General features: G+C 65.8%; 18 protein-coding genes and 1 tRNA gene. 13 read left to right on the top strand and 6 right to left on the bottom strand.

All coding sequences use genetic code 11. The features are described 5' to 3' along the window. Positions 1 to 57 precede the first annotated feature (57 nt). From ATC04_RS12340 to ATC04_RS12330, 3 genes are all read right to left on the bottom strand, one after another. A complete protein-coding gene (locus ATC04_RS12340; RefSeq protein WP_047118665.1) occupies positions 58 to 798 on the bottom strand; it encodes a VIT family protein in 741 nt (246 codons plus the stop codon). 67 nt (positions 799 to 865) lie between these two features. Continuing rightward, complete coding sequence (locus ATC04_RS12335; RefSeq protein WP_047120629.1) at positions 866 to 1,615, bottom strand: response regulator; 750 nt, start codon at positions 1,613 to 1,615, stop codon at positions 866 to 868. A gap of 45 nt (positions 1,616 to 1,660) precedes the next feature. Then, the gene (locus ATC04_RS12330) at positions 1,661 to 3,472 is read right to left on the bottom strand and encodes a sensor histidine kinase (protein ID WP_052772298.1); all 1,812 of its coding nucleotides are present in this window, start codon (positions 3,470 to 3,472) and stop codon (positions 1,661 to 1,663) included. Between the two features lie 69 nt (positions 3,473 to 3,541). On the opposite strand from ATC04_RS12330, the gene ATC04_RS12325 reads away from it, so the two are divergent. Then, on the top strand, positions 3,542 to 4,843 hold the full coding sequence (locus ATC04_RS12325) for a cation:dicarboxylase symporter family transporter (protein ID WP_047118666.1): 1,302 nt from the start codon (positions 3,542 to 3,544) through the stop codon (positions 4,841 to 4,843). 143 nt (positions 4,844 to 4,986) lie between these two features. Here the strand turns inward: ATC04_RS12325 and ATC04_RS12320 are convergent, their stop codons facing one another. Continuing rightward, positions 4,987 to 5,370, bottom strand: coding sequence for a VOC family protein (locus ATC04_RS12320; RefSeq protein ID WP_231735976.1), 384 nt, complete (start codon positions 5,368 to 5,370; stop codon positions 4,987 to 4,989). A gap of 307 nt (positions 5,371 to 5,677) precedes the next feature. On the opposite strand from ATC04_RS12320, the gene ATC04_RS12315 reads away from it, so the two are divergent. The 9 genes from ATC04_RS12315 (at position 5,678) to ATC04_RS12275 (ending at position 13,746) form a co-directional block, all read left to right on the top strand. Then, positions 5,678 to 6,535, top strand: coding sequence for a ParA family protein (locus ATC04_RS12315; RefSeq protein WP_047120632.1), 858 nt, complete (start codon positions 5,678 to 5,680; stop codon positions 6,533 to 6,535). Further along, complete coding sequence (locus ATC04_RS12310; RefSeq protein ID WP_047118667.1) at positions 6,535 to 7,452, top strand: segregation/condensation protein A; 918 nt, start codon at positions 6,535 to 6,537, stop codon at positions 7,450 to 7,452. Before ATC04_RS12315 ends, ATC04_RS12310 begins: the two co-directional genes overlap by 1 nt. Beyond that, complete coding sequence (scpB, locus tag ATC04_RS12305; RefSeq protein ID WP_047118668.1) at positions 7,445 to 8,035, top strand: SMC-Scp complex subunit ScpB; 591 nt, start codon at positions 7,445 to 7,447, stop codon at positions 8,033 to 8,035. The genes ATC04_RS12310 and scpB overlap by 8 nt, the downstream gene beginning before the upstream one ends. Before the next feature lie 98 nt (positions 8,036 to 8,133). Beyond that, positions 8,134 to 9,267, top strand: coding sequence for a pseudouridine synthase (locus ATC04_RS12300; RefSeq protein WP_047118669.1), 1,134 nt, complete (start codon positions 8,134 to 8,136; stop codon positions 9,265 to 9,267). Positions 9,268 to 9,270: 3 nt separating this feature from the next. After that, positions 9,271 to 10,371, top strand: coding sequence for a prephenate dehydrogenase (locus ATC04_RS12295; protein ID WP_047118670.1), 1,101 nt, complete (start codon positions 9,271 to 9,273; stop codon positions 10,369 to 10,371). Continuing rightward, complete coding sequence (gene cmk / locus ATC04_RS12290) at positions 10,368 to 11,063, top strand: (d)CMP kinase (protein WP_231735975.1); 696 nt, start codon at positions 10,368 to 10,370, stop codon at positions 11,061 to 11,063. Before ATC04_RS12295 ends, cmk begins: the two co-directional genes overlap by 4 nt. Positions 11,064 to 11,129: 66 nt before the next feature. Then, entirely contained in the window at positions 11,130 to 12,662 is a 1,533-nt protein-coding gene (gene der / locus ATC04_RS12285; RefSeq protein ID WP_047118672.1) for a ribosome biogenesis GTPase Der, read from the top strand. A 102-nt stretch (positions 12,663 to 12,764) separates the two neighbouring features. Then, positions 12,765 to 12,841 (top strand) — tRNA-Pro (locus ATC04_RS12280). A 74-nt stretch (positions 12,842 to 12,915) separates the two neighbouring features. After that, complete coding sequence (locus tag ATC04_RS12275) at positions 12,916 to 13,746, top strand: PhzF family phenazine biosynthesis protein (protein ID WP_047118673.1); 831 nt, start codon at positions 12,916 to 12,918, stop codon at positions 13,744 to 13,746. A gap of 26 nt (positions 13,747 to 13,772) precedes the next feature. Here ATC04_RS12275 and ATC04_RS12270 read toward each other — a convergent pair whose 3' ends face one another. Then, a complete protein-coding gene (locus tag ATC04_RS12270) occupies positions 13,773 to 14,228 on the bottom strand; it encodes a hypothetical protein (protein WP_047118674.1) in 456 nt (151 codons plus the stop codon). 233 nt (positions 14,229 to 14,461) lie between these two features. Between ATC04_RS12270 and ATC04_RS12265 the strand changes: the two genes are divergently transcribed. Both ATC04_RS12265 and ATC04_RS12260 read left to right on the top strand, forming a co-directional pair. After that, a complete protein-coding gene (locus ATC04_RS12265; protein WP_052772299.1) occupies positions 14,462 to 16,177 on the top strand; it encodes an ABC-F family ATP-binding cassette domain-containing protein in 1,716 nt (571 codons plus the stop codon). Positions 16,178 to 16,327: 150 nt separating this feature from the next. Continuing rightward, positions 16,328 to 18,217: an FAD-binding monooxygenase gene (locus ATC04_RS12260; RefSeq protein WP_047118675.1), complete on the top strand. Its 1,890-nt coding sequence runs from the start codon at positions 16,328 to 16,330 to the stop codon at positions 18,215 to 18,217. Positions 18,218 to 18,410: 193 nt separating this feature from the next. On the opposite strand, the gene ATC04_RS12255 is transcribed toward ATC04_RS12260, so the two are convergent. Beyond that, on the bottom strand, positions 18,411 to 18,770 hold the full coding sequence (locus tag ATC04_RS12255) for a DUF488 family protein (protein WP_047118676.1): 360 nt from the start codon (positions 18,768 to 18,770) through the stop codon (positions 18,411 to 18,413). 238 nt (positions 18,771 to 19,008) lie between these two features. Here ATC04_RS12255 and ATC04_RS12250 point away from each other — a divergent pair, with 238 nt between their 5' ends. After that, positions 19,009 to 19,461 (top strand): FHA domain-containing protein, encoded by a 453-nt coding sequence (locus tag ATC04_RS12250; protein WP_047118677.1) that lies wholly within the window; start codon positions 19,009 to 19,011, stop codon positions 19,459 to 19,461. Positions 19,462 to 19,499: the final 38 nt, after the last annotated feature.

Below are 19,499 nucleotides of genomic sequence, written 5' to 3'. Positions count from 1 at the left end.
TGCCCTGCGTGCGAATCGTCGCAGGCAGGGCACGGGTGTTTAATCGGGGCGGAAGCCTCAGCTGACCGCGACGCCGAAGAGCAGGCCGATCAGGTAGGTGGCGGCCATGGTGGCCGAACCCATCAGGACATTGCGCACGATGGCCGGAACCAGCGGGGCGCCGCCCAGCCGCGCGCTGATCCAGCCGGTGAGGTACAGTCCCAGCACCACAGCCAACGCGGTGTTGATGATTTCGCTGCCGAAGGGCAGCAGGATCATGGCCAGCGGGATCAGCGCGCCGACGGTGAAGGCGATGAAGGAGGACAGCGCGGCATGCCACGGGCTGGTCAGCTCCTGCGGGTCGATGCCCAGCTCCACCTCCGCGTGCGCCGCCAACGCGTTGTGGCTGGTCAGCTCCCGGGCGACCTGCAGGGCCAGCTCTTCGGACAGCCCGCGCTGGCGGTACAGCCCGGCGAGCTCCTGAAGTTCCTCCTCCGGCTGCTCGCGCAGCTCGCGTTGTTCCTTGGCCAGCAGAGCGCGCTCGGTGTCCCGCTGGGTGCTGACCGAGACGTATTCGCCTCCGGCCATGGAGAAGGCGCCGGCGACCAGGGCCGCGATGCCAGCGGTGGCGATGGCTGCCAGATTGTTCGGGGTGGCCGCGGCGACACCCACCACCACGCCGGCCACTGACACGATGCCGTCGTTGGCGCCGAGCACTCCGGCGCGCAGCCAGTTCAGCCGCTGGCCCACGTTCTGCTCGCCGTGGGCTTCGCCGGGGTGCTGGATCGCGGAGATGATCTCCTGGTTTTCATTGCTCATACTGCCATCATGCGCCGTGGATCGGGCGCTGACAAGGATGGTTTGGCTTGGGTAAGTTTGGCATGGGTTACCTGCCGGAGAACGCGGACGCGGCCCTGTACTCGTATTCCGGGCGTCCGCGGGTGCCGTGCCGGGGCTGCTTGACCGCGGCCTTCGACTCGGCCAGGTGTTCCAGGTAGCGGCGGGCGGTGACCCGGGACATGCCCAGCTGGTCGGCCAGCTCGGTGGCGGAGAAGGCTGTGCCGGCGCTCGCATTCAGATGCTCGCTGATCTGCGCCAGGGTTTCGGGGATCAGCCCTTTGGGCAGCGTGGTGGAGGCGCTCGAAGTGCGCAGCGCGGAGAAGGCGGTGTCCAGGGCCGCCTGGCTGGCGTCCGGCCCGGTGGAGCGCATGGAGGCGATGAAGCGGCGGTGGTTTTCCAGCTTTTCGGCGAACACCGCGAAGGTGAAGGGCTTGATCAGGTACTGGGTGATGCCGGTGGCCACCGCCGAGCGCACCACCGCCAGGTCGCGCACCGCGGTGATGGCGATGATGTCGGTTGTCAGCCCGCGCCCGCGCATGCGCTTGGCCACGTCGATGCCGTGCAGGTCGGGCAGCGTCATGTCCAGCAGCACCAGGTCGAAGGGCTCGCCGGCCTGCACCGCGTCGGCCAGCAGGCTCAGCGCCTGCTGCCCGTTGCCCGCCACCGCTGCCGCGGTGAAGCCCTCGATGCGGTTGACGAAGGCCGCGTGGGCGGCGGCGGTGTCAGGTTCGTCGTCGACGACCAGCACCCGCAGCGGGTGCAGGGTTCCCGGCCCGGGGGTGTTCGCGGTCTGCATGGTGCCCATCGGCTCCTCCCGAAATCGTTGTGCCCTCGGCGCGGGCTAGCTGCGCGGGGTGAAGGGCAAGGTCACCGTGAAGATCGCCCCGGCGTCGTTGTCCACATTCATTGTGCCATCCAGGCGCAGCACCGCCTGCTGGACCAGGGCCAGCCCGAGCCCGCGCGGCTGCGCCCCGGACTTGGTGCTGACCCCGAAGCGCAGCAGGTTCTCCAGGAACTCGGGCTCGATGCCAGGTCCGGAGTCGGCCACCGAAATGATCAGCTCGTCGTCCAGTGCGGTGACCTCCACCCAGACCGTGGCATCCTCGGTGCCTACCGAGACGTCCAGCGCGTTGTCCAGCAGGTTGCCGACGATGGTGACGATGTCGGTGGCGGCGAACGCGTCGGTGGGCATCACGCCCTGCGCGCTGATGTCCAGCTGGATGCCGCGTTCGTGGGCCTGGGCGGCCTTGGCCACGAGCAGGCTGGAGAGGTAGACGTCGTCGATGCTGTGCACGATCGCGTCGGTCAGCTGCTGCGAGTGCTGCCGGTCGTCCACCGCGAAGGCCAGCGCCTGGTCGACCTTGCCGTTCTCGATCAGCGTGGCGATAGTGTGCAGCCGGTTGGCGTGCTCGTGGGTCTGGGCGCGCAACGCGGTGGAGAAGGTCTTCAGCGACTGCAGCTCGCCGGCCAGTTCCTGCACCTCGGTCAGGTCGCGCAGCGTGAGCACCTGCCCGGTCAGCGGCTGGATGCCGAACCAGCCGCGCCAGGAACCGCCCACGCGCGGCAGGTTCGTATTGGTCAGCTTCGCCGGGCCTTGGGAAACTGACAGCACGGTGTGGGCGCCCAGATGGATTTCGTCCTTGCAGCTGCGCCCGGTGACCATCAGCTCGCGCAGGGTCTCGGGCATCTGCACTTCCTGCGGATCCATGCCCTCGCCGGGGACTTCTTCGGGCAAGCCCAGCAGCCGGGCCGCTTCCTGGTTGTACAGCACGATGCGGTGCCGACGGTCCAGCAGCACCAGCCCCTCGCGCACCGAGTGCAGGGCGGAGAAGTAGAACGCGTACAGCCGGCGCAGCCCGTGCGGGCCGAAACCCAGGGTGGCCTGGTTGACGTAACGGGAGAAGAACCAGGCGCTGAAGCCTGCCAGCAGCAGGGTCAGCGCGGAGACCAGCAGGATCTGCGGGATTTCGCTGCGGTAGATCAGCTGCAGGTTGTGCAGCGTGATGCCGGTGGACACCATGCCCACGAGCCTGCCCTGGTGGTAGACCGGGGCGATGGTGCGTACCGAGTTGCCCAGCGTTCCCACGGCCTGCTCGTTGTAGACCTCACCGTGCAGCGCCTGGCTGGTGGAGCCGGAATAGGGTCTGCCGATCTGCTCCGGGTCGGGGTGGGTGACGCGGATCCGGTCGGGGGTCATGATCGTGATGAAGTCCACCACCGGGGCGCGGTTCAGGATCTCGTTCGCATAGGGCTGCAGCTGTTCGGTGGGGTTCTTGCCCGCCAGGGCCTGGCTGACGAACGGGTCGTTGGCCAGGGTGATGGAGATGGCCGCCACCGTTGACTGCTTGTCCTCCAGGATTACCCGGTTCTGCTGCTGGTAGGTGGCGATCGCCAGCCCGGCGACCACCAGCAGCACCACGAGCATCTGCGCCGAGAAGATCAGCACCGCGAAGGACCAGCCGTCGCGGGTCAGCGGGGCCGGGTCGTTGCGGGAATCCAGCGGGCGGGGCAAGGGGTGATCGGCGAAATGATCGGTCAAGGCTTCCCCCTTCGCGTGGCCGCCGCGCGGCCGGCCGGCCGTGGCTGCACTGGTGTGCGTGACCAATATGAACTCAACGGAGATGAAAATCACGAAGGCGCGCACGATGGACATAACGATTCTACGGAATGCCGTCCGGCAACGACGCCGTCGCGGTTCCCACTCACAAGACAGGTCACTTTCATGGCTATCACCGAGCACGATTCGGCGGCATCCGATGCGCCGCAGCAGGCAAAGAAGAAGGACCGGACGCACTGGCTCTACATCTCGGTGATCGCCGCGGTGGTGCTCGGCGCCATCATCGGCCTGGTCGCCCCTGATCTGGGCAAGGCCCTGAAGCCGCTGGGCGACGGGTTCGTCGCCCTGATCAAGATGATCATCGCCCCGGTGATCTTCTGCACCATCGTGCTCGGCATCGGTTCCATCGCCAAGGCTGCGACCGTGGGCAAGGTCGGCGGCTTGGCGCTGCTGTACTTCATCGGCATGTCCACCTTCGCGCTGGCCCTGGGCCTGGTCGTGGGCAACATCATCCACCCGGGCGAGGGCCTTGATTTGCAGCCCTACGATCCGAACAAGCCGAAGACCGAAAACGGCACCGTCGACTTCTTCATGTCGCTGATCCCGGGATCCCTGCCGGTGCTGCCGACCCTGGTGGTCGCACTGTTCGTAGGTTTCGCGCTGCAGGGCATGGGCAAGAGTGGCGAACCGGTGCTGCACGGCATCCAGGCCATCCAGAAGGTCGTCTTCCGCATCATGATGATGATCATGTGGGTTGCGCCGATCGGTGCCTTCGGCGCCATCGCCGCCGTCGTGGGCGCCACCGGCTGGGCCGCCATCGGTTCCATGGCCATCCTCATGGGCGCGTTCTACCTGACCTGCATCATCTTCATCGTCTTCGTGCTGGGCACCATGCTGCGCCTGGTCACCGGCCTGAACATCTTCCTGCTGCTGAAGTACCTGGCCCGCGAGTACCTGCTGATCTTCTCGACCTCCTCCTCCGAGTCGGCCCTGCCGCGCCTGATCGCCAAGATGGAGCACGTGGGTGTCTCGAAGCCGGTGGTCGGCATCACCGTCCCGACCGGCTACTCGTTCAACCTCGACGGCACTGCCATCTACCTGACCATGTCGGCGCTGTTCGTCTCGACGGCCATGGGCATGCCGATGAACCTCGGTGAGCAGATCGGCCTGCTGGTCTTCATGATCATCGCCTCGAAGGGCGCAGCCGGCGTGACCGGCGCCGGCCTGGCCACCTTGGCCGCTGGCCTGCAGGCGCACCGCCCGGAGCTGCTCGGCGGCATGGGCGTGATCGTGGGCATCGACAAGTTCATGTCCGAGGCCCGAGCGCTGACCAACTTCACCGGCAACGCGGTAGCCACCTTGCTGATCGGCAAGTGGACCCACGAGGTAGACCTGGACCAGGCCAAGGCAGTGCTCTCCGGACAGCGCCCGTTCGACGAGGCGCTCATGGAAGAAAGCATGCACTAGCCGCCAACCGGCCACCAGCCTCGCAAGCATCCGCCCTCCCGCACCCAGCGGGAGGGCGGATGTTTCTCATTAACCGCCACTGGAACGCCGCTCTGCACAGGCCACGGGTTATGCACGGTGTGGAACTGAGATTGGCCGTGCGTTCACTCGCCGGGGTCCGGAATGACGCCGGGGCCGGCGATGACTATCCGATTGCCATCGGGATCTGCCAGCTGCAGGATCCGTGCCTCACCGCCCTGTTCCGGTCCGCCATGGACGAATCCCGCCTTGGATAGCCGAAGTGCCTCCGAATCGAGATTGGAAACTTCCAACACGACCGTAGAGCGGCCGGCGCGTTCAGGCTCATGCCAGACTTGAAGCCCGAACCCGTGACCGAGGTGCCATTCCAGCAGCCCATCCATCGGGCGGCGGTCCGGCTCGCGGGAAAGCAGTCTCATGTACCACTGCTCGGCGCGTTTTAGATCCGAAACCGTGCAATTGGCAAGCAAGCTTTTGAACATCCCAATCTCCTTTTGCGATGTGGCCATAGTGCAGTCTCCAATGATTCGAGCACTCGGGTACGTTGTCCGCAACGGTCCGTGCCCTCGCGAGGACCCCGAGTCCGGGGTTCGCTGCCTTTCGGAGCGTCGGAGAAAATACCCAGCGTCCATACAACATTTGAGTTAAGGTTCAAGGTAAAGGCTCGCCGTGAAAAAGTTGAAAATACGCCGAATGTCCCTCCCGCCCGATAACCTTTAAATGAGCCGAAAGCTCGAAGTTTTTGTCAGGAATAACGGGAAGTGTGGTTGACCCATCGTGAGCGAGGAACAGGCAAGCAAGGTCCGCGGTGCCGGGATGCTCAAGGAGCCCCGCCCGGTGGGCCCCACCGGCAAACCACTCTCGGAATTCCCCGTACCCGCCGCCCTGCCGTCCCACGGCCCGGCACGCGTCATCGCCATGGTGAACCAGAAAGGCGGGGTGGGCAAAACCACCTCGACCATCAACCTGGCCGCAGCGCTCGCCGAGTACGGCCGCAAGGTGCTGCTGGTGGACTTCGACCCGCAGGGCGCGTTGTCCGCGGGCTTCGGCACCAACCCGCATGAAATGGACGTCACCGTCTACAACGTGCTGATGGACCGCAATGTGAAGATCACCGACGCGATCCGCCAGACCGATGTGGAGAACATCGACCTGCTCCCGGCGAACATCGACCTGTCCGCCGCCGAGGTGCAGCTGGTCAACGAGGTCGCCCGCGAGCAGGTGCTCGAACGCGCGCTGCGCCACGTGATCGACGACTACGACGTGGTGCTCATCGACTGCCAGCCATCCCTCGGCCTGCTGACCATCAACGCGCTGACCGCCGCCCACGGCGTGATCATCCCGCTGACCGCCGAATTCTTCGCACTGCGCGCCGTGGCCCTGCTGATGGAAACCATCGACAAGGTCAAGGACCGCCTGAACCAGGTGCTGGAACTCGACGGCGTGCTGGCCACCATGTACGACGCCCGCACCCTGCACAGCCGCGAGGTCATCACCCGCCTGGATGAGGCTTTCGGCGACAAGCTCTTCGAAACCGTCATCAAGCGCACCATCAAGTTCGCCGACGCGAACGTGGCCGCAGAGCCGATCACCTCCTACGCCGCCAACCACCCCGGCGCGGAGGCCTACCGCAACCTGGCCCGCGAGCTGATCTGGCGTGGTGGTGCCCCGTAATGAGCACCATGCTCAGCGAGGACCAACGCGAACAAACCGCCACCGGCACCCCCGACGAAAGCCCCGACACGGGCCAGGGGGAATCGGCTGGCGGTTTTCGCCTTGCCCTGGCAAATTTCAACGGGCCCTTTGACGTCCTGCTGCACCTGATCACCAAACGCGAACTGGACATCACCGAGGTGGCGCTCGCCGAAGTGACGGACGAGTTCATCGCCTACCTGCGCGAGCTGCAGGACAGCAGCCGCGAAGCCGGCAGCGACGGGATGAAGATCCTGGATGAAACTACCGAATTCCTGGTCGTCGCCTCCACGCTGCTCGATCTGAAGGCCGCCCGGCTGCTGCCGCGTGGGGAAATGGCCGACGAGGAGGACTTCGAGCTGCTCGAAGCCAGGGACCTGCTGTTTGCGCGGCTGCTGCAGTACAAGGCGTTCAAGCACGCCGCCGCCTTCCTGGGGGAGCGCTACGAGTCCGAAGGCTCGCGCCGTCCGCGCGAGGTGGCGCTGGAGCCGGAATTCGCCGCGCTGCTGCCCGAGCTGATCTTCTCGATCGGCCCCGAACGCTTCGCCCAGATCGCCGCCGGCGCGCTTGCGCCGAAGCCCGAGCCGATCACCGAAGTGGGGCTCGGCCACCTGCATGGAGCGAACGTCACCATCGCCGCCGAGGCGGAGTCCATCGCGGAACTGCTGGCCGCGCACGGGGCCATGGACTTCACCGCGCTGGTCGCCGACGCCGCCGAGCATCTGGTGGTCGTGGTGCGTTTTCTGGCATTGTTGGAGATGTTCAGGCAAAAGGTCATCAGCTTCGAGCAGCTGGACCCGCTCGGCCCGCTGCAGATCAGCCTGGCCGGGGAGTCTGACTTCGACGCCGACGCGGTGCAGGACGACTACGAGGGGAGTGGTGAGGCGGATCATGAGTGAGATTGCACCCATTGACCAGCTTCCCGGAGGCCTGGAATCGGGGCTCGAAGCGGTGCTGATGGTCGCAGATACCCCCGTATCCTCGGCGCGTTTGGCCGAAATCTTCGAGGTGCCGGTACCCCGGATCGCTGCCGCCTTGGAGAACCTGGCGAACGAGTATGATAGTAAGGATCGCCCGCGCGGATTTGAACTGCGACGCGTCGCCTCCGGGTGGCGCTTCTATTCGCGGGCCGATTATGCCGATTTCGTCTCCAGTTATGTGCTCGACGGGCAAACAGCACGCCTGTCACAGGCCGCCCTAGAAACCCTGGCTGTCATCGCTTACCGACAGCCGGTCTCGCGTGGACGTATTTCGGCGATTCGAGGTGTCAACGTCGATTCGGTGGTGCGCACACTGCTCACCCGCGGATTGATCACGGAGTATCCGGAGATGGGCGATGGTGGAGCGACGCTCTACCAAACGACCGAATACTTCCTGGAACGACTGGGACTGGGCTCGCTCCAGGAGCTGCCCGCGCTGTCCCCGTATCTGCCCGGGGTGGCCGATCTCGAATCGCTGGATTCGGCAACCTACGACGACTAGGCAATGCAGCTGTGCAGCATTGCCCGACAGGACCAACGACGCCTGGGCCCACCGGCCGCAGGCGCGCGAATACGTAACAGCAAGGGACAAGTCTTAGCATGAGCAGGGGATCCTCCTCCGGCCGCAACCCACGCGGCAACAATTCAAACTTCGGCAAGCCAGCCGGTTCCCGTTCGGGACAGGGCGGCAAGCCCGGCGCCGGCGGCAAGTCCTTCGGCAAGACCGGTGGACGCCCGGGCTCCGGCCCGGCCAAGCCCTACGGCAAGCCGGCCGACTCCAAGCCCTACGGCAAGTCCGCGGGCGCCAAGTCAGGCGGATCCAAGCAGGCCGGCGGCTCGGCCAAGCGCAACACCTCGGCGGCGCGCAAGAACTCCGAGCGCGCCTTCTCCAAGGAGCGCTTCGGCAACTCGGTGCCGACCAACTACGCCCGCCCGACCCAGCGCGCCCGCGCCCAGGCCCGCGCCGAGAGCCAGGCCGCCCGCGCCCAGTACGGCGAGTTGATGGACGGCGTGCGCCTGCAGAAGGCCATGGCCAACGCCGGGGTCGCTTCGCGCCGCGTCTGCGAGAAGATGATCCTCGAAGGCCGCGTGGAGGTCAACGGCAACCTGGTCGTCGAGCTGGGCACCCGCATTGACCCGGCGAAGGACTCCATCCACGTGGACGGCATGCGCATCCAGCTGAACAAGGCCGCCCGCTACTACGTCTTCAACAAGCCCAAGCACGTCATGTGCACCATGGACGACCCCGAGGGCCGCCGCACCATTGCGGACTACTTCAAGAACGAGCACCTCTCCCAGCGCCTGTTCCACGTCGGCCGCCTGGACTACAAGACCGAGGGCCTGCTCATCCTGACCAACGACGGGGAGCTGGCCAACCGCCTGCAGCACCCGAAGTACGAGGTCCCCAAGACCTACCTGGTGCAGGTCCCCGGCCCGCTGCCGCGCTCCGTGGGCAAGCAGCTGCGCGACGGCGTCAAGCTGGAGGACGGCTGGATCAAGGTCGACGACTTCAAGCTGATCGACCAGTCCCCGAAGCACGTGATGGTGGAAGTGACCCTGCACTCGGGCCGCAACCGCATCGTGCGCCGCATGTTCGACGCCGTGGGCCACCCGGTCGAGCGCCTGGTGCGCGTGGCCATCGGCCCGATCCAGCTCGGCGACCAGAAGCAGGGCGTCATCCGCTCCCTGGGCAACCAGGAAGTCGGCCACCTGATGAAAATGGTGGGGATGTAGCCCATGGCCACCTCACACCTCGCCGGGCCGGTGCTGGTCATCGGCACCGGACTGCTGGGCACCTCCGTGGGACTGGGGCTGCGCGCCAAGGGCGTGAGCGTCTACCTGCAGGACATTTCGCCGACCGCCCAGGGCGTGGCCCAGGACATCGGCGCCGGCGTGGTGCTGCACGGGGAGAAGATCGCTCCGGAGCTCGTGGTCATCGGCGCCCCGCCGGACGTCACCGCCCGTCTGGTCGGCGACGCCCTGCTGGCCTACCCGAACGCCACCGTGGTGGACATCGCCAGCGTCAAGGGCTCGATCCTGGACGCGGTGCTTGCTGACGAGCGGCTGGGCGAGGCGGAAACCTCGCGCTACGTGGGCACCCACCCGATGGCCGGACGCGAGAAGTCGGGCCCGGCCGCCGCCCGCGGCGAGCTGTTCACCGCCATGCCGTGGGTCATCTGCGCACACCAGAACGCGCAGCCGGACCGCGTCATTGCCGCCGAATCGCTGGCCATCGACCTGGGCGCGACCATGCACCGCATGTCGGTGACCGAGCACGACGAGTCGGTGGCGCTGATCAGCCACTTCCCGCAGGCCGCCAGTTCGATGATCGCCTCTCGGCTGCTGAACGCCGAGGGCCACCAGCTGGCCCTGGCCGGCAATGGGCTGCGCGACACCACGCGCATCGCCGCCAGCGACGAGAAGCTGTGGATCCAGATCTTCGCGCACAACTCCAAGGCGCTGATCCCGATCCTGACCGGCATGAAGGAAGACCTGGACCGGCTGATCAACACCCTGCAGCACCCGGAGGAACCCGGCGCGCTGCTTGACCTCTCGCAGCTGATGACCGAGGGCAACGCCGGCCGCGCCCGGATCCCGGGCAAGCACGGCGCCCCGCCGCAGGCCTTCGCCCTGGTCACCGTGGTCGTGGATGACAAGCCCGGGCAGATCGCCGCGCTGCTGGCGCAGATCGGCGAGGCCGGGATCAACATCGAGGACCTGCGCATGGAGCACTCCGCGGGCCATCAGGTCGGACTGGTGGACGTCTCGGTGCTGCCGGGGCGCCGCGACGAACTGATAAACGCATTGATTTTCAACGGATGGAAGGTTGCCCAGTGAGCATCGAGAACAACCAGGACCTCGCGGACGCCAAGCTCGTCGTCGCCATCGACGGACCCAGCGGTTCGGGCAAGTCCTCGGTGTCCAAGGCAGTGGCCCGCAAGCTGGGCGCTGCCTACCTTGACACCGGAGCGATGTACCGGGCGATCACCTACTCGGTGCTCGCCGACGGCACCGACCTGGCCGACGCCGCCGCCGTGGCCCAGGCAGTGCGCGACGCCAAGCTGAGCATCTCGGTGGACCCGGACGCCGAACTGGTGGTCATCGGGGACACCGACGTGACCGCCGCCATCCGCGAACCGCGCATCTCCGAGCAGGTCTCCACGGTTGCCACCAACTTGGAGGCCCGCGCCGAACTGGTGCGCCGCCAGCAGGAGATTATCGCTGCGAACACCCGCATCGTGGCCGAGGGCCGCGACATCACCACCGTGGTCGCCCCCCACGCCCACGCCCGCATCCTGCTCACCGCGTCCGAGGAGGCGCGCCTGCGCCGCCGCGGACTGCAGCTGGGCGGCACCCAGAACGACGCGCAGCTGGCTACCCAGGTGCTGGCGCGCGACGCCAAGGACTCGACCGTGGTGAACTTCACCCAGGCCGCGGACGGCGTGATGACCGTGGATTCCTCGGACCTGGATTTCGAACAGACCATTGCCGCCGTGCTCGACGCCGTCGAGACCGCCACTACCAACTAGCCACGAGCTGGTGCCCATCCTCGGCGAGAGCCGATGAAGATTACCGATCGCTGTGAAGGGAAAATCATGAGCGAGAACAACTCCACCCACGACGAGGAATACATCCCCGTTGGAGACGACGATATCGCCGAGCGCCTTGCCGAACTGAGCGAAGAAGACGCCGCGATTCGCACCCAGGCCCTGCTTTCGGGCCTGGACGACTACGACCTGGACGACGAGGACGCCGCGCTGCTCGCGGGCCTGGACGAGTACGACGAGGATGAGAAGGACGTTGTCATCCCGCCGGTGCTCGCCGTCATCGGGCGCCCTAACGTGGGCAAGTCCACCCTGGTCAATCGCATCATCGGCCGCCGCGAAGCGGTCGTCGAAGACACCCCGGGCGTGACCCGCGACCGCGTGTCCTACTCCGCCGAGTGGATGGGACGCCCGTTCACCATTGTGGACACCGGTGGCTGGGAGCACGATGCCAAGGGCATCCACGCCTCCGTGGCCGAGCAGGCCGAGATCGCCGCCGACGTGGCCGACGCCATCATGTTTGTGGTCGACTCCCATGTGGGGGCCACCGCCACCGACGAGGCAGTGGTGAAGATGCTGCGCCGCAAGGGCAAGCCGGTCTTCCTCGTGGCCAACAAGGTCGACGACTTCAACCAGGAAGCCGAGGCCGCAGTGCTCTGGGGCCTGGGCTTCGGCCAGCCGTGGCCGGTTTCCGCGCTGCACGGCCGCGGCACCGCAGACCTGCTGGACGCGGTCATGGAGAAGCTGCCCACCCACTCGGCCTACGGGGGAGTCATCCCCTCCGGCGGCCCGCGCCGCATCGCGCTGATCGGCCGCCCGAACGTGGGCAAGAGCTCGCTGCTGAACAAGCTCGCAGGCTCGCAGCGCGTGGTGGTCGACGACTACGCGGGCACCACCCGCGACCCGGTGGACGAACTGGTCGAACTGGGCGGGGAAGTCTGGCGCTTCGTGGACACCGCGGGCATCCGCCGCCGTCAGCACATGGCCGTCGGCTCGGACTACTACGCCTCGCTGCGCACCCAGTCGGCCCTGGAGAAGGCCGAGGTCGCCGTGGTGCTGCTGGCCGCGAACGAAACCGTGTCCGAGCAGGACGTGCGCATCATCCAGCTGGCCATCGAGGCCGGCCGAGCGCTGGTGGTGGTCTTCAACAAGTGGGACGAGGTGGACGAGGACCGCCGCTACTACCTGGAGCAGGAAATCGACCGCGACCTGGCCCACATCCACTGGGCGCCGCGGGTGAACATGTCGGCCAAGACCGGCTGGCACAAGGACAAGATGATCCCGGCGCTGCACACCGCGCTGGAATCCTGGGACAAGCGCATCCCGACCGGCAAGCTCAACGCCTTCCTGGGCGAGCTCGTCGCGGCCCACCCGCACCCGGTGCGCGGCGGCAAGCAGCCACGCATCCTGTTCGGCACCCAGGCCTCGGCCCGCCCGCCGAAGTTCGTGCTGTTCACCACCGGATTCCTGGATCCGGGCTACCGCCGCTTCATCACCCGCCGCCTGCGTGAGACCTTCGGTTTCGACGGCAGCCCGATCGAAGTATCGATGCGAATCCGCGAACGCCGCGGCCGCAACAGGTAACGGTTCGAAAAGTCCACCCGACTTGGTGTAGGCTTATCTAGGAGCTTTTCGCAGACGGCACCCTTGGTTCTCACGACTTGGGGATAACGGCTGCGAAGGCATCGGGCTATGGCGCAGCTTGGTAGCGCGCCTGACTGGGGGTCAGGAGGTCGCAAGTTCAAATCTTGTTAGCCCGACCAGCGGATCAACCCCGGCGAGATTCTCGCCGGGGTTTTTCATGCCCGAAAACCGCCCGCCGAGCAAGGGAAAAACGATGCGCCGCAGATTCATGCAGGTCGACGTGTTCAGCCGAGACCCGTACAAGGGCAACCCGCTGGGGGTCGTGCTGGACGGCGAAGGGCTGGACACCGCGCAGATGCAGGACTACTCCAGCTGGTCCAACCTCTCCGAGGTCACCTTCGTGCTGCCGCCCAGCGACGGGCGCGCGGATTTCCGTTTCAGGATCTTCGCCGGCGAGCAGGAGTTCCCCTTCGCCGGCCACCCCACCCTGGGCACGGTGAAAGCCTGGCTGGCCGCCGGCGGGAGACCGCAAAACGCTGCCGAGGTGATCGCCGAATGCCAGGCGGGCCCGGTTCCCGTGCGGGTGCAGGACGAGCTGCTGTTCTTCCAGAGCCCTGCGTTGCTGCGCTCCGAGGCGCTGGAGGAGGCAGAAGTCCGGGAGATCAGCGAGATCCTGGGCATCGACGCCGGGGCGATCACCGCCGCCTTCTGGGCAGACAACGGTCCGGGGTGGCGCGCGGTGCTGTTGGAGGACGCCGACGCGGTGCTGGCGCTGGCGCCGGATGCGTCGCGCCATCCCGGCATGTGGAAGATCGGGGTGCTGGGACCGCTGGAGTCCGGTGGCTTCGAGGTCCGCGCGCTGAAATTCGCCGACGGCGTCGTGCGCGAAGACCCGGTCACCGGCAGCCTGAACGCCGCCGCGGCCGAGTGGCTCGTCGCGCACCAGCTGGCCGAAGCCCCGTTCTGCAACCGCCAGGGCACCGTGCTGGGCCGTCGCGGACTGGTTCGATTCCAGCAGGAGGACGGAGCCTTGTGGACCGGAGGCGCAACCCACGTGCTGATCGACGGCCATATAGAGCTCTGAGCACCGCGGCGGCAGTCCTGCCGGATTCAGGCCTGGCTGGTGTCAAGCTCCTCGGTTCTGGCCACCACGCTCACTTCGGTACCCAGCACGGACACCGTCACGGACTTCAGCGACGGATCGCCAAACTCTTCCAGCAGCCGCAGCGCGAAGTATTTCAGATCCCGATCCGTGGTGGGTTCCGAGCCGTTCACACTCAGTTCCAGCTCGCCGGGCTTCGAGGCTCCCCAGCTGACGATCTGGCGTTCGGCGGTCCCCGGCATCCACAGCTGCACCGAGGAATCATCGCGCAGCCAATAGGCTTCCATCAGCTGGTCCGCCCAGCGTTGGCCCTCAACGGCTTCGCCGCGTTTCCGCTCCAGCTCGGTCTGCTCTTTGGGGGATACCGCCGGGGCCGTGGGCGAACTCGGCTCGAACTCCAGCGGCGCGCAACCAACCAGGGCGCAGACGAGCAGCAGGACGCTGGGAACTGCGAGCCTGCGCATTGAACCTCCTGGATTGCCGCACTCTGAATTCTAGTTGCCGCACGGTCTCATTGCCCGCACCAGCGGCTGAGAGTAGGCTGAATCCATGGGTACGTTGCATCATTAAGACTGCCGCCGCGTTGAGCCGTGCTCCGCGATGGACAGTTCCGATCCGCCGCAGGTCACCTGCGGCGGCACCCTTGAACGTACCGGTTCCGCCTGATTCGCGGGCCGCCAGCAGATGACGGATGGCCATGACCCGACAACACGACCCCTCGAATATCCCTGCGGCTGAGCAGGCCGCGGTGCCCTCAGCGGAATTCACCTGCCAACTTCTGGACCTGAGCGTGAGCTTCGGCGACCGCGACGTCCTGGAAAACATCGACTTGGCGATCGGACCGGCCGATCGGATCGCGGTGCTCGGCGACAACGGCTCGGGAAAATCAACGCTCCTGCGTGTATTGGCAGGCACGCTTGCGCCTGACCGCGGCGAGCGGCGCGCCACCGTGCCCGGCGCCATCGCCTACGCCGCGCAGAATCCGCAATTCCCCGGCACCGCCAGCATCGCCGAGGTCATCGACTCTTACCATCACCGGCTGCGGCAGCTGGAAGAACTGATCGGCGCCATCGGGGCCCGGCTCGCGCAGGCCGAAGACGCCGAGGCTGAACGGCTGCTGGCCCAGCTCCAGCTGGTGACCGACCTGTACGAGGCGGCCGACGGATACTCCGTCGGTCCGCGGCTGGACAGTTCGTTGCAGCAGCTCGGGCTCGGAGGCATTCCCTGCGGGACGCCGGTTGGCACGTTGTCCGGGGGCCAGCGCTCGCGGTTGGCGCTGGCCTGCGTGCTCAGCTCCGGTGCGCAACTGCTGCTGCTCGACGAACCCACCAACGACCTCGATGACACCGCGCTCCACTGGCTGGAAACCACGCTCCGGCGGCACCGTGGCGCACTGGTGCTCGTCAGCCACGACCGAGTCTTCCTGGAGCGTTTCGCCCGGCGCATCATCCTGGTCGAAAACCGCGGCCTGACAGCCTACGGCGACGGCTACCGGGGATTCCTGCGGGCCAAGGCCGCCGAACGGGCCGCCGCCATCGCCGCCTTCGACAGCTGGCGCGACGAGCTTGAACGCTCCGAAACCCTGGTCGCGAAGAACGCCGCACGCGTGGCGGCCATCCCGCGAAAGCAGGACAAAGCTGGTTTTGGGCACGGCTCCTTCAGGCTGCGCAGCAGGGACCACGGATCAACCAGCAAGATTCGGCAGGCAAAATCCCGGATTGAAGAACTTGCGTCAAACCCCGCGCCCAGGCCGGCGGAACAGCTCGAATTCAGGATGCCGCACGGCGGCGACACCCCCGAAGAACCACGGCAGCCGTTGCTGCACTCCACCGGTGCGGCGCGGCTGGGAGTCCCGCGGCTCGTTCTTGGCGACATGACGCTGGCCGCGGGGGATCGCTGGCTTGTGGGCGGACCCAACGGCGCCGGCAAAACCACGCTGCTGAAGGTGCTGGCCGGAGAGCTTCCCGTAGAGCGAGGCCTGGTCAGCCGCCGGGAAGGGCTGCGCATCGGATGGCTGCGGCAGGAACTCGGCAAGCTGCCCGGGGAAACCGTGATCGAGGCGTTCGCGGCCGCGCTGGGGATCTACCAGGACGAGGCGGTGTCGCGGATTTTCACGCTCGGGCTCTTTGCCCCGCGCGATCTCTTTGTGCACCCCAGGGCGCTGTCAGCAGGACAACGCCGCCGGCTCGAACTGGCCATCGCGGTCAGCCGGGAAGCGGACCTGCTGCTGTTGGACGAGCCGACCAACCACCTTTCTCCGGACCTGGTCGAGCAGTTGGAAGATGCGGTGGCGGATTATCCCGGAGCCGTTGTCACAGTGACCCACGACCGACGCTGGAGGGAAAAGCAAGGTGTGCATCGCGGGGTCCGGCTCCTTGAAGTCAAGCAGGGGCAGGTGCGCTTCGACCGATGAACCGCTGGCGCCTGCGCGGCGCCCGCCTTTTGTGAAGTGTCTTGTTGTGCCTTGGTTCACGCCTCGGCTACAGTTGTAGTGCGATATGAGAACGTGGCGTTCGATTATTGAACATAAGATTTACTCGACTCAGCTGAATGGGGAGAAACAGTGCAGTTTCATCACAATGGATACGTCTCGGAAGATCCGCGCATCAAGCCTGCGGAGGGGACCGGGGTCGATCGTCCCATCGACCTGCCCGACACCATGGACGTGCTCATTGTGGGTGCAGGCCCGGCCGGCATCATCACCGCAGCCCAGCTCTCCCAGTTCCCGGACGTGCACACCCGCATCATCGACCGCCGTCCGCACCGCCTGCAGATCGGCCAGGCCGACGGCATCCAGTCGCGCACAGTAGAGACGTTCCAGGCCTTCGGCTTCGCTGAGAGCATCACCGCCGAAGCCTACCGCATCACCGAAACCACCTTCTGGAACCCGGACCCGCAGAACCCAAAGCACATCATCCGCACCGACCGCACCCCGGACGACGCGAGCGGTGTCAGCGAATTCCCCCACCTGGTGGTGAACCAGGCTCGCGTCATCGACTACTTCGCCGACTTCGCCCGGAACTCATCCGCGCGCATCGAACCGGACTACGGCTGGGACTTCGAGACCCTGGTGATTGAAGACGAGGGGGAGTACCCGGTCAAGGTCACCGTCACCGGAACCGGAGAGAACAACCTCGGGCAAAGCCGCGAGGTCCGCGCCAAGTACGTGGTCGGTGCGGACGGCGCCCGCAGCGGGGTGCGCCGTTCCATCGGCGCGACCTTGTCGGGCGACAAGGCGAATCACGCATGGGGCGTCATGGACACCTTGGCCCTGACCGATTTCCCGGACGTGCGCACCAAGTCGGCCATTCATTCGAGCAACGGGTCGATCCTGCTGATCCCGCGCGAGGGCGGCCAGCTGTTCCGCCTCTACGTCGACCTGGGCGAGGTAGCGGAAGACGACAACGGAAAGGTGCGGCAGACCTCGCTGGATGAGATCATCCAGCGCGCGCGGGCGATTCTGCAGCCCTACACGCTGGACGTGAAGAACGTTGCCTGGCACAGCGTTTACGAGGTCGGCCACCGGCTCACCGACCGCTTCGACGATGTGCCGCTGGAGGAGATCGGAATGCGGGATCCCCGGGTCTTCATTGCCGGCGACGCCTGCCACACGCACTCGGCCAAGGCGGGCCAAGGCATGAACGTGTCCATGCAGGACGGCTTCAACCTGGCCTGGAAACTGGGCTACGTGCTCAGCGGACGGTCCCCGCAAAGCTTGCTGTCCACGTATTCCGCCGAGCGCAAGGTCATCGCCAAGGACCTGATCGATTTCGACAAGAAATGGTCCTCGCTGATGGCCGCAAAGCCCGAGGAGCTCGAAGGCGAGGAAGGCGTCGCCGAATTCTACGTCCGCACCGCTGAATTCCCGGCCGGCTTCATGACCGAATACCAGCCGTCGGAGCTGACTGCCGTGAACGAGTTCCAGCACCTGGCCACGGGATTTCCGGTGGGCAAGCGCTTCAAGTCGGCCGAGGTCATGCGGCTTGGTGACAACAACCCGGTGCACCTGGGCCACCACCACCGCGCCGACGGCCGCTACCGCATCTACGTATTCGCCGACCAGGCGGCGGCCGGTGCCCTATCAGCCGTGGCGAAACTGTCGGACTGGCTGCTGGACTCGGAGGATTCGCCCTTGCGACGCTTCACTCCGGCCGGCGCCGACATAGATTCGATTTTCGACGTCAAGGTCATCTACCGCCAGGACTACACCACCATCAACCTCAATGACGCGCCAGCGGTCTTCCGCCCGCACTGCGGCCAGTTCGGCCTGATGGACTACCAGAAGGTGTACACGGCGCTGGAAGGCAACAGCATCTTCGCCCAGCGCGGCATCGCCGACGAGGGAGCCATCGTGATCGTGCGACCCGACATGTACGTGGCCAACATCCTGCCGCTGCAGGCAACCGACCAGCTGCGCGACTTCTTCACCCCTGTGCTGCGCGAACAGCGCTAGGTCAGAAGCGGGCCAGCGGGCGCCTCAGGGCTCCCGAGGGCCCGCTTCGGAATTTTTACTCCCGGCCGGGAGTTGATTCTTGACGAAGGCAATCCATCAAGGGGAAACATGAGCCAGGAATTTTCGTTCAACCTGCAGAACGTCGTCGAATCGGACATGGCCTGTGTCGACGGCGTGTGCTTTGTACCCGCTGCTACGACTGGAGCTGCGGAAGAAGATAGTCCCGCAGCACCACCGCGTGATTGACCTCTTCGTTTTTCGCTCCGTAAACAAACGTCACCGTCGGGTGCTGCGCTAGCAGCTCCAGGAATTCGTCCACCGCAGGATTCTGGTTCAGCTCCTGCCGGTAGTGTTCGGCGAACTCGGAGAACCGCTCAGGGTCGTGGTGCCAGGCCTTGCGCAGCTCCGAGCTCGGAGTCACCGCCTTGGCCCATTTCTCGATTTCCAGTTGCTGCTTGGTCAAACCACGAGGCCAGAGGCGATCCACCAGAATCCGGTAGCCATCTGAATCCGAAGGATCCGCATAGGCACGCTTCAGGAGAATCCTGGTCATGACGCTCACCCTTTCACTACGCACCACGGGGCTCGCGGATGTTTTGGACCCCGAACCATCTCCAATACTTGCATGATCCCACGAATGAGCATGGGGGGAGCTGGAAATATCGGCTTTTCTGTTATCGCCGACCTCTTGAGTAGGCTAATCTGGAAATAGTTTGGTAGAGCGTATCGAACTAATGTTGATTCAAGGTCGTCTTGCACGAACTTAACGCAGAACTTCTGGAGGACCACAAATGTCGGAAAATGGGCCGGTAACCCCGCACAACGAGTCTGCGTCCGAGACGACCAATATTTCGCTTCCCTCGTTCCAGAGCTCCTCCGAGCCTGCCGTCATCTACACGCTGAGCGAGGATGAAAAGCGCGCCGTCGCCGCGCTCCCGTCCGGCTCCGCACTGCTGGTAGCCCACACCGGACCGAACAAGGGCGCCCGCTTCCTGCTGGACACCGACGAAAGCATCGCCGGCCGCCACCCGAACGCTGACATCTTCCTTGACGACGTCACGGTCTCGCGCCGCCACGCCAAGTTCACCCGCACCGAGAAGGGCTTCACGCTGACCGATATCGGTTCGCTGAACGGCACCTACATCAACGGCGACCGCATCGACTCCATTACCCTGACCAACGGTGTCCAGGTTCAGATCGGGAAGTTCCGACTCAATTTCTACCAAAGCGTGCCTAACCTTTAAACTGGTTCAGTTAGAGGTCTTGTTGCCTGCATCGATCG

The organism is Arthrobacter sp. YC-RL1 (assembly GCF_001454985.1).
In the GTDB taxonomy this organism is placed as follows: domain Bacteria; phylum Actinomycetota; class Actinomycetes; order Actinomycetales; family Micrococcaceae; genus Glutamicibacter; species Glutamicibacter soli.
The sequence above is the reverse complement of the archived record's forward strand: the minus strand, read 5'-3'. Positions and strand labels throughout refer to the sequence as shown.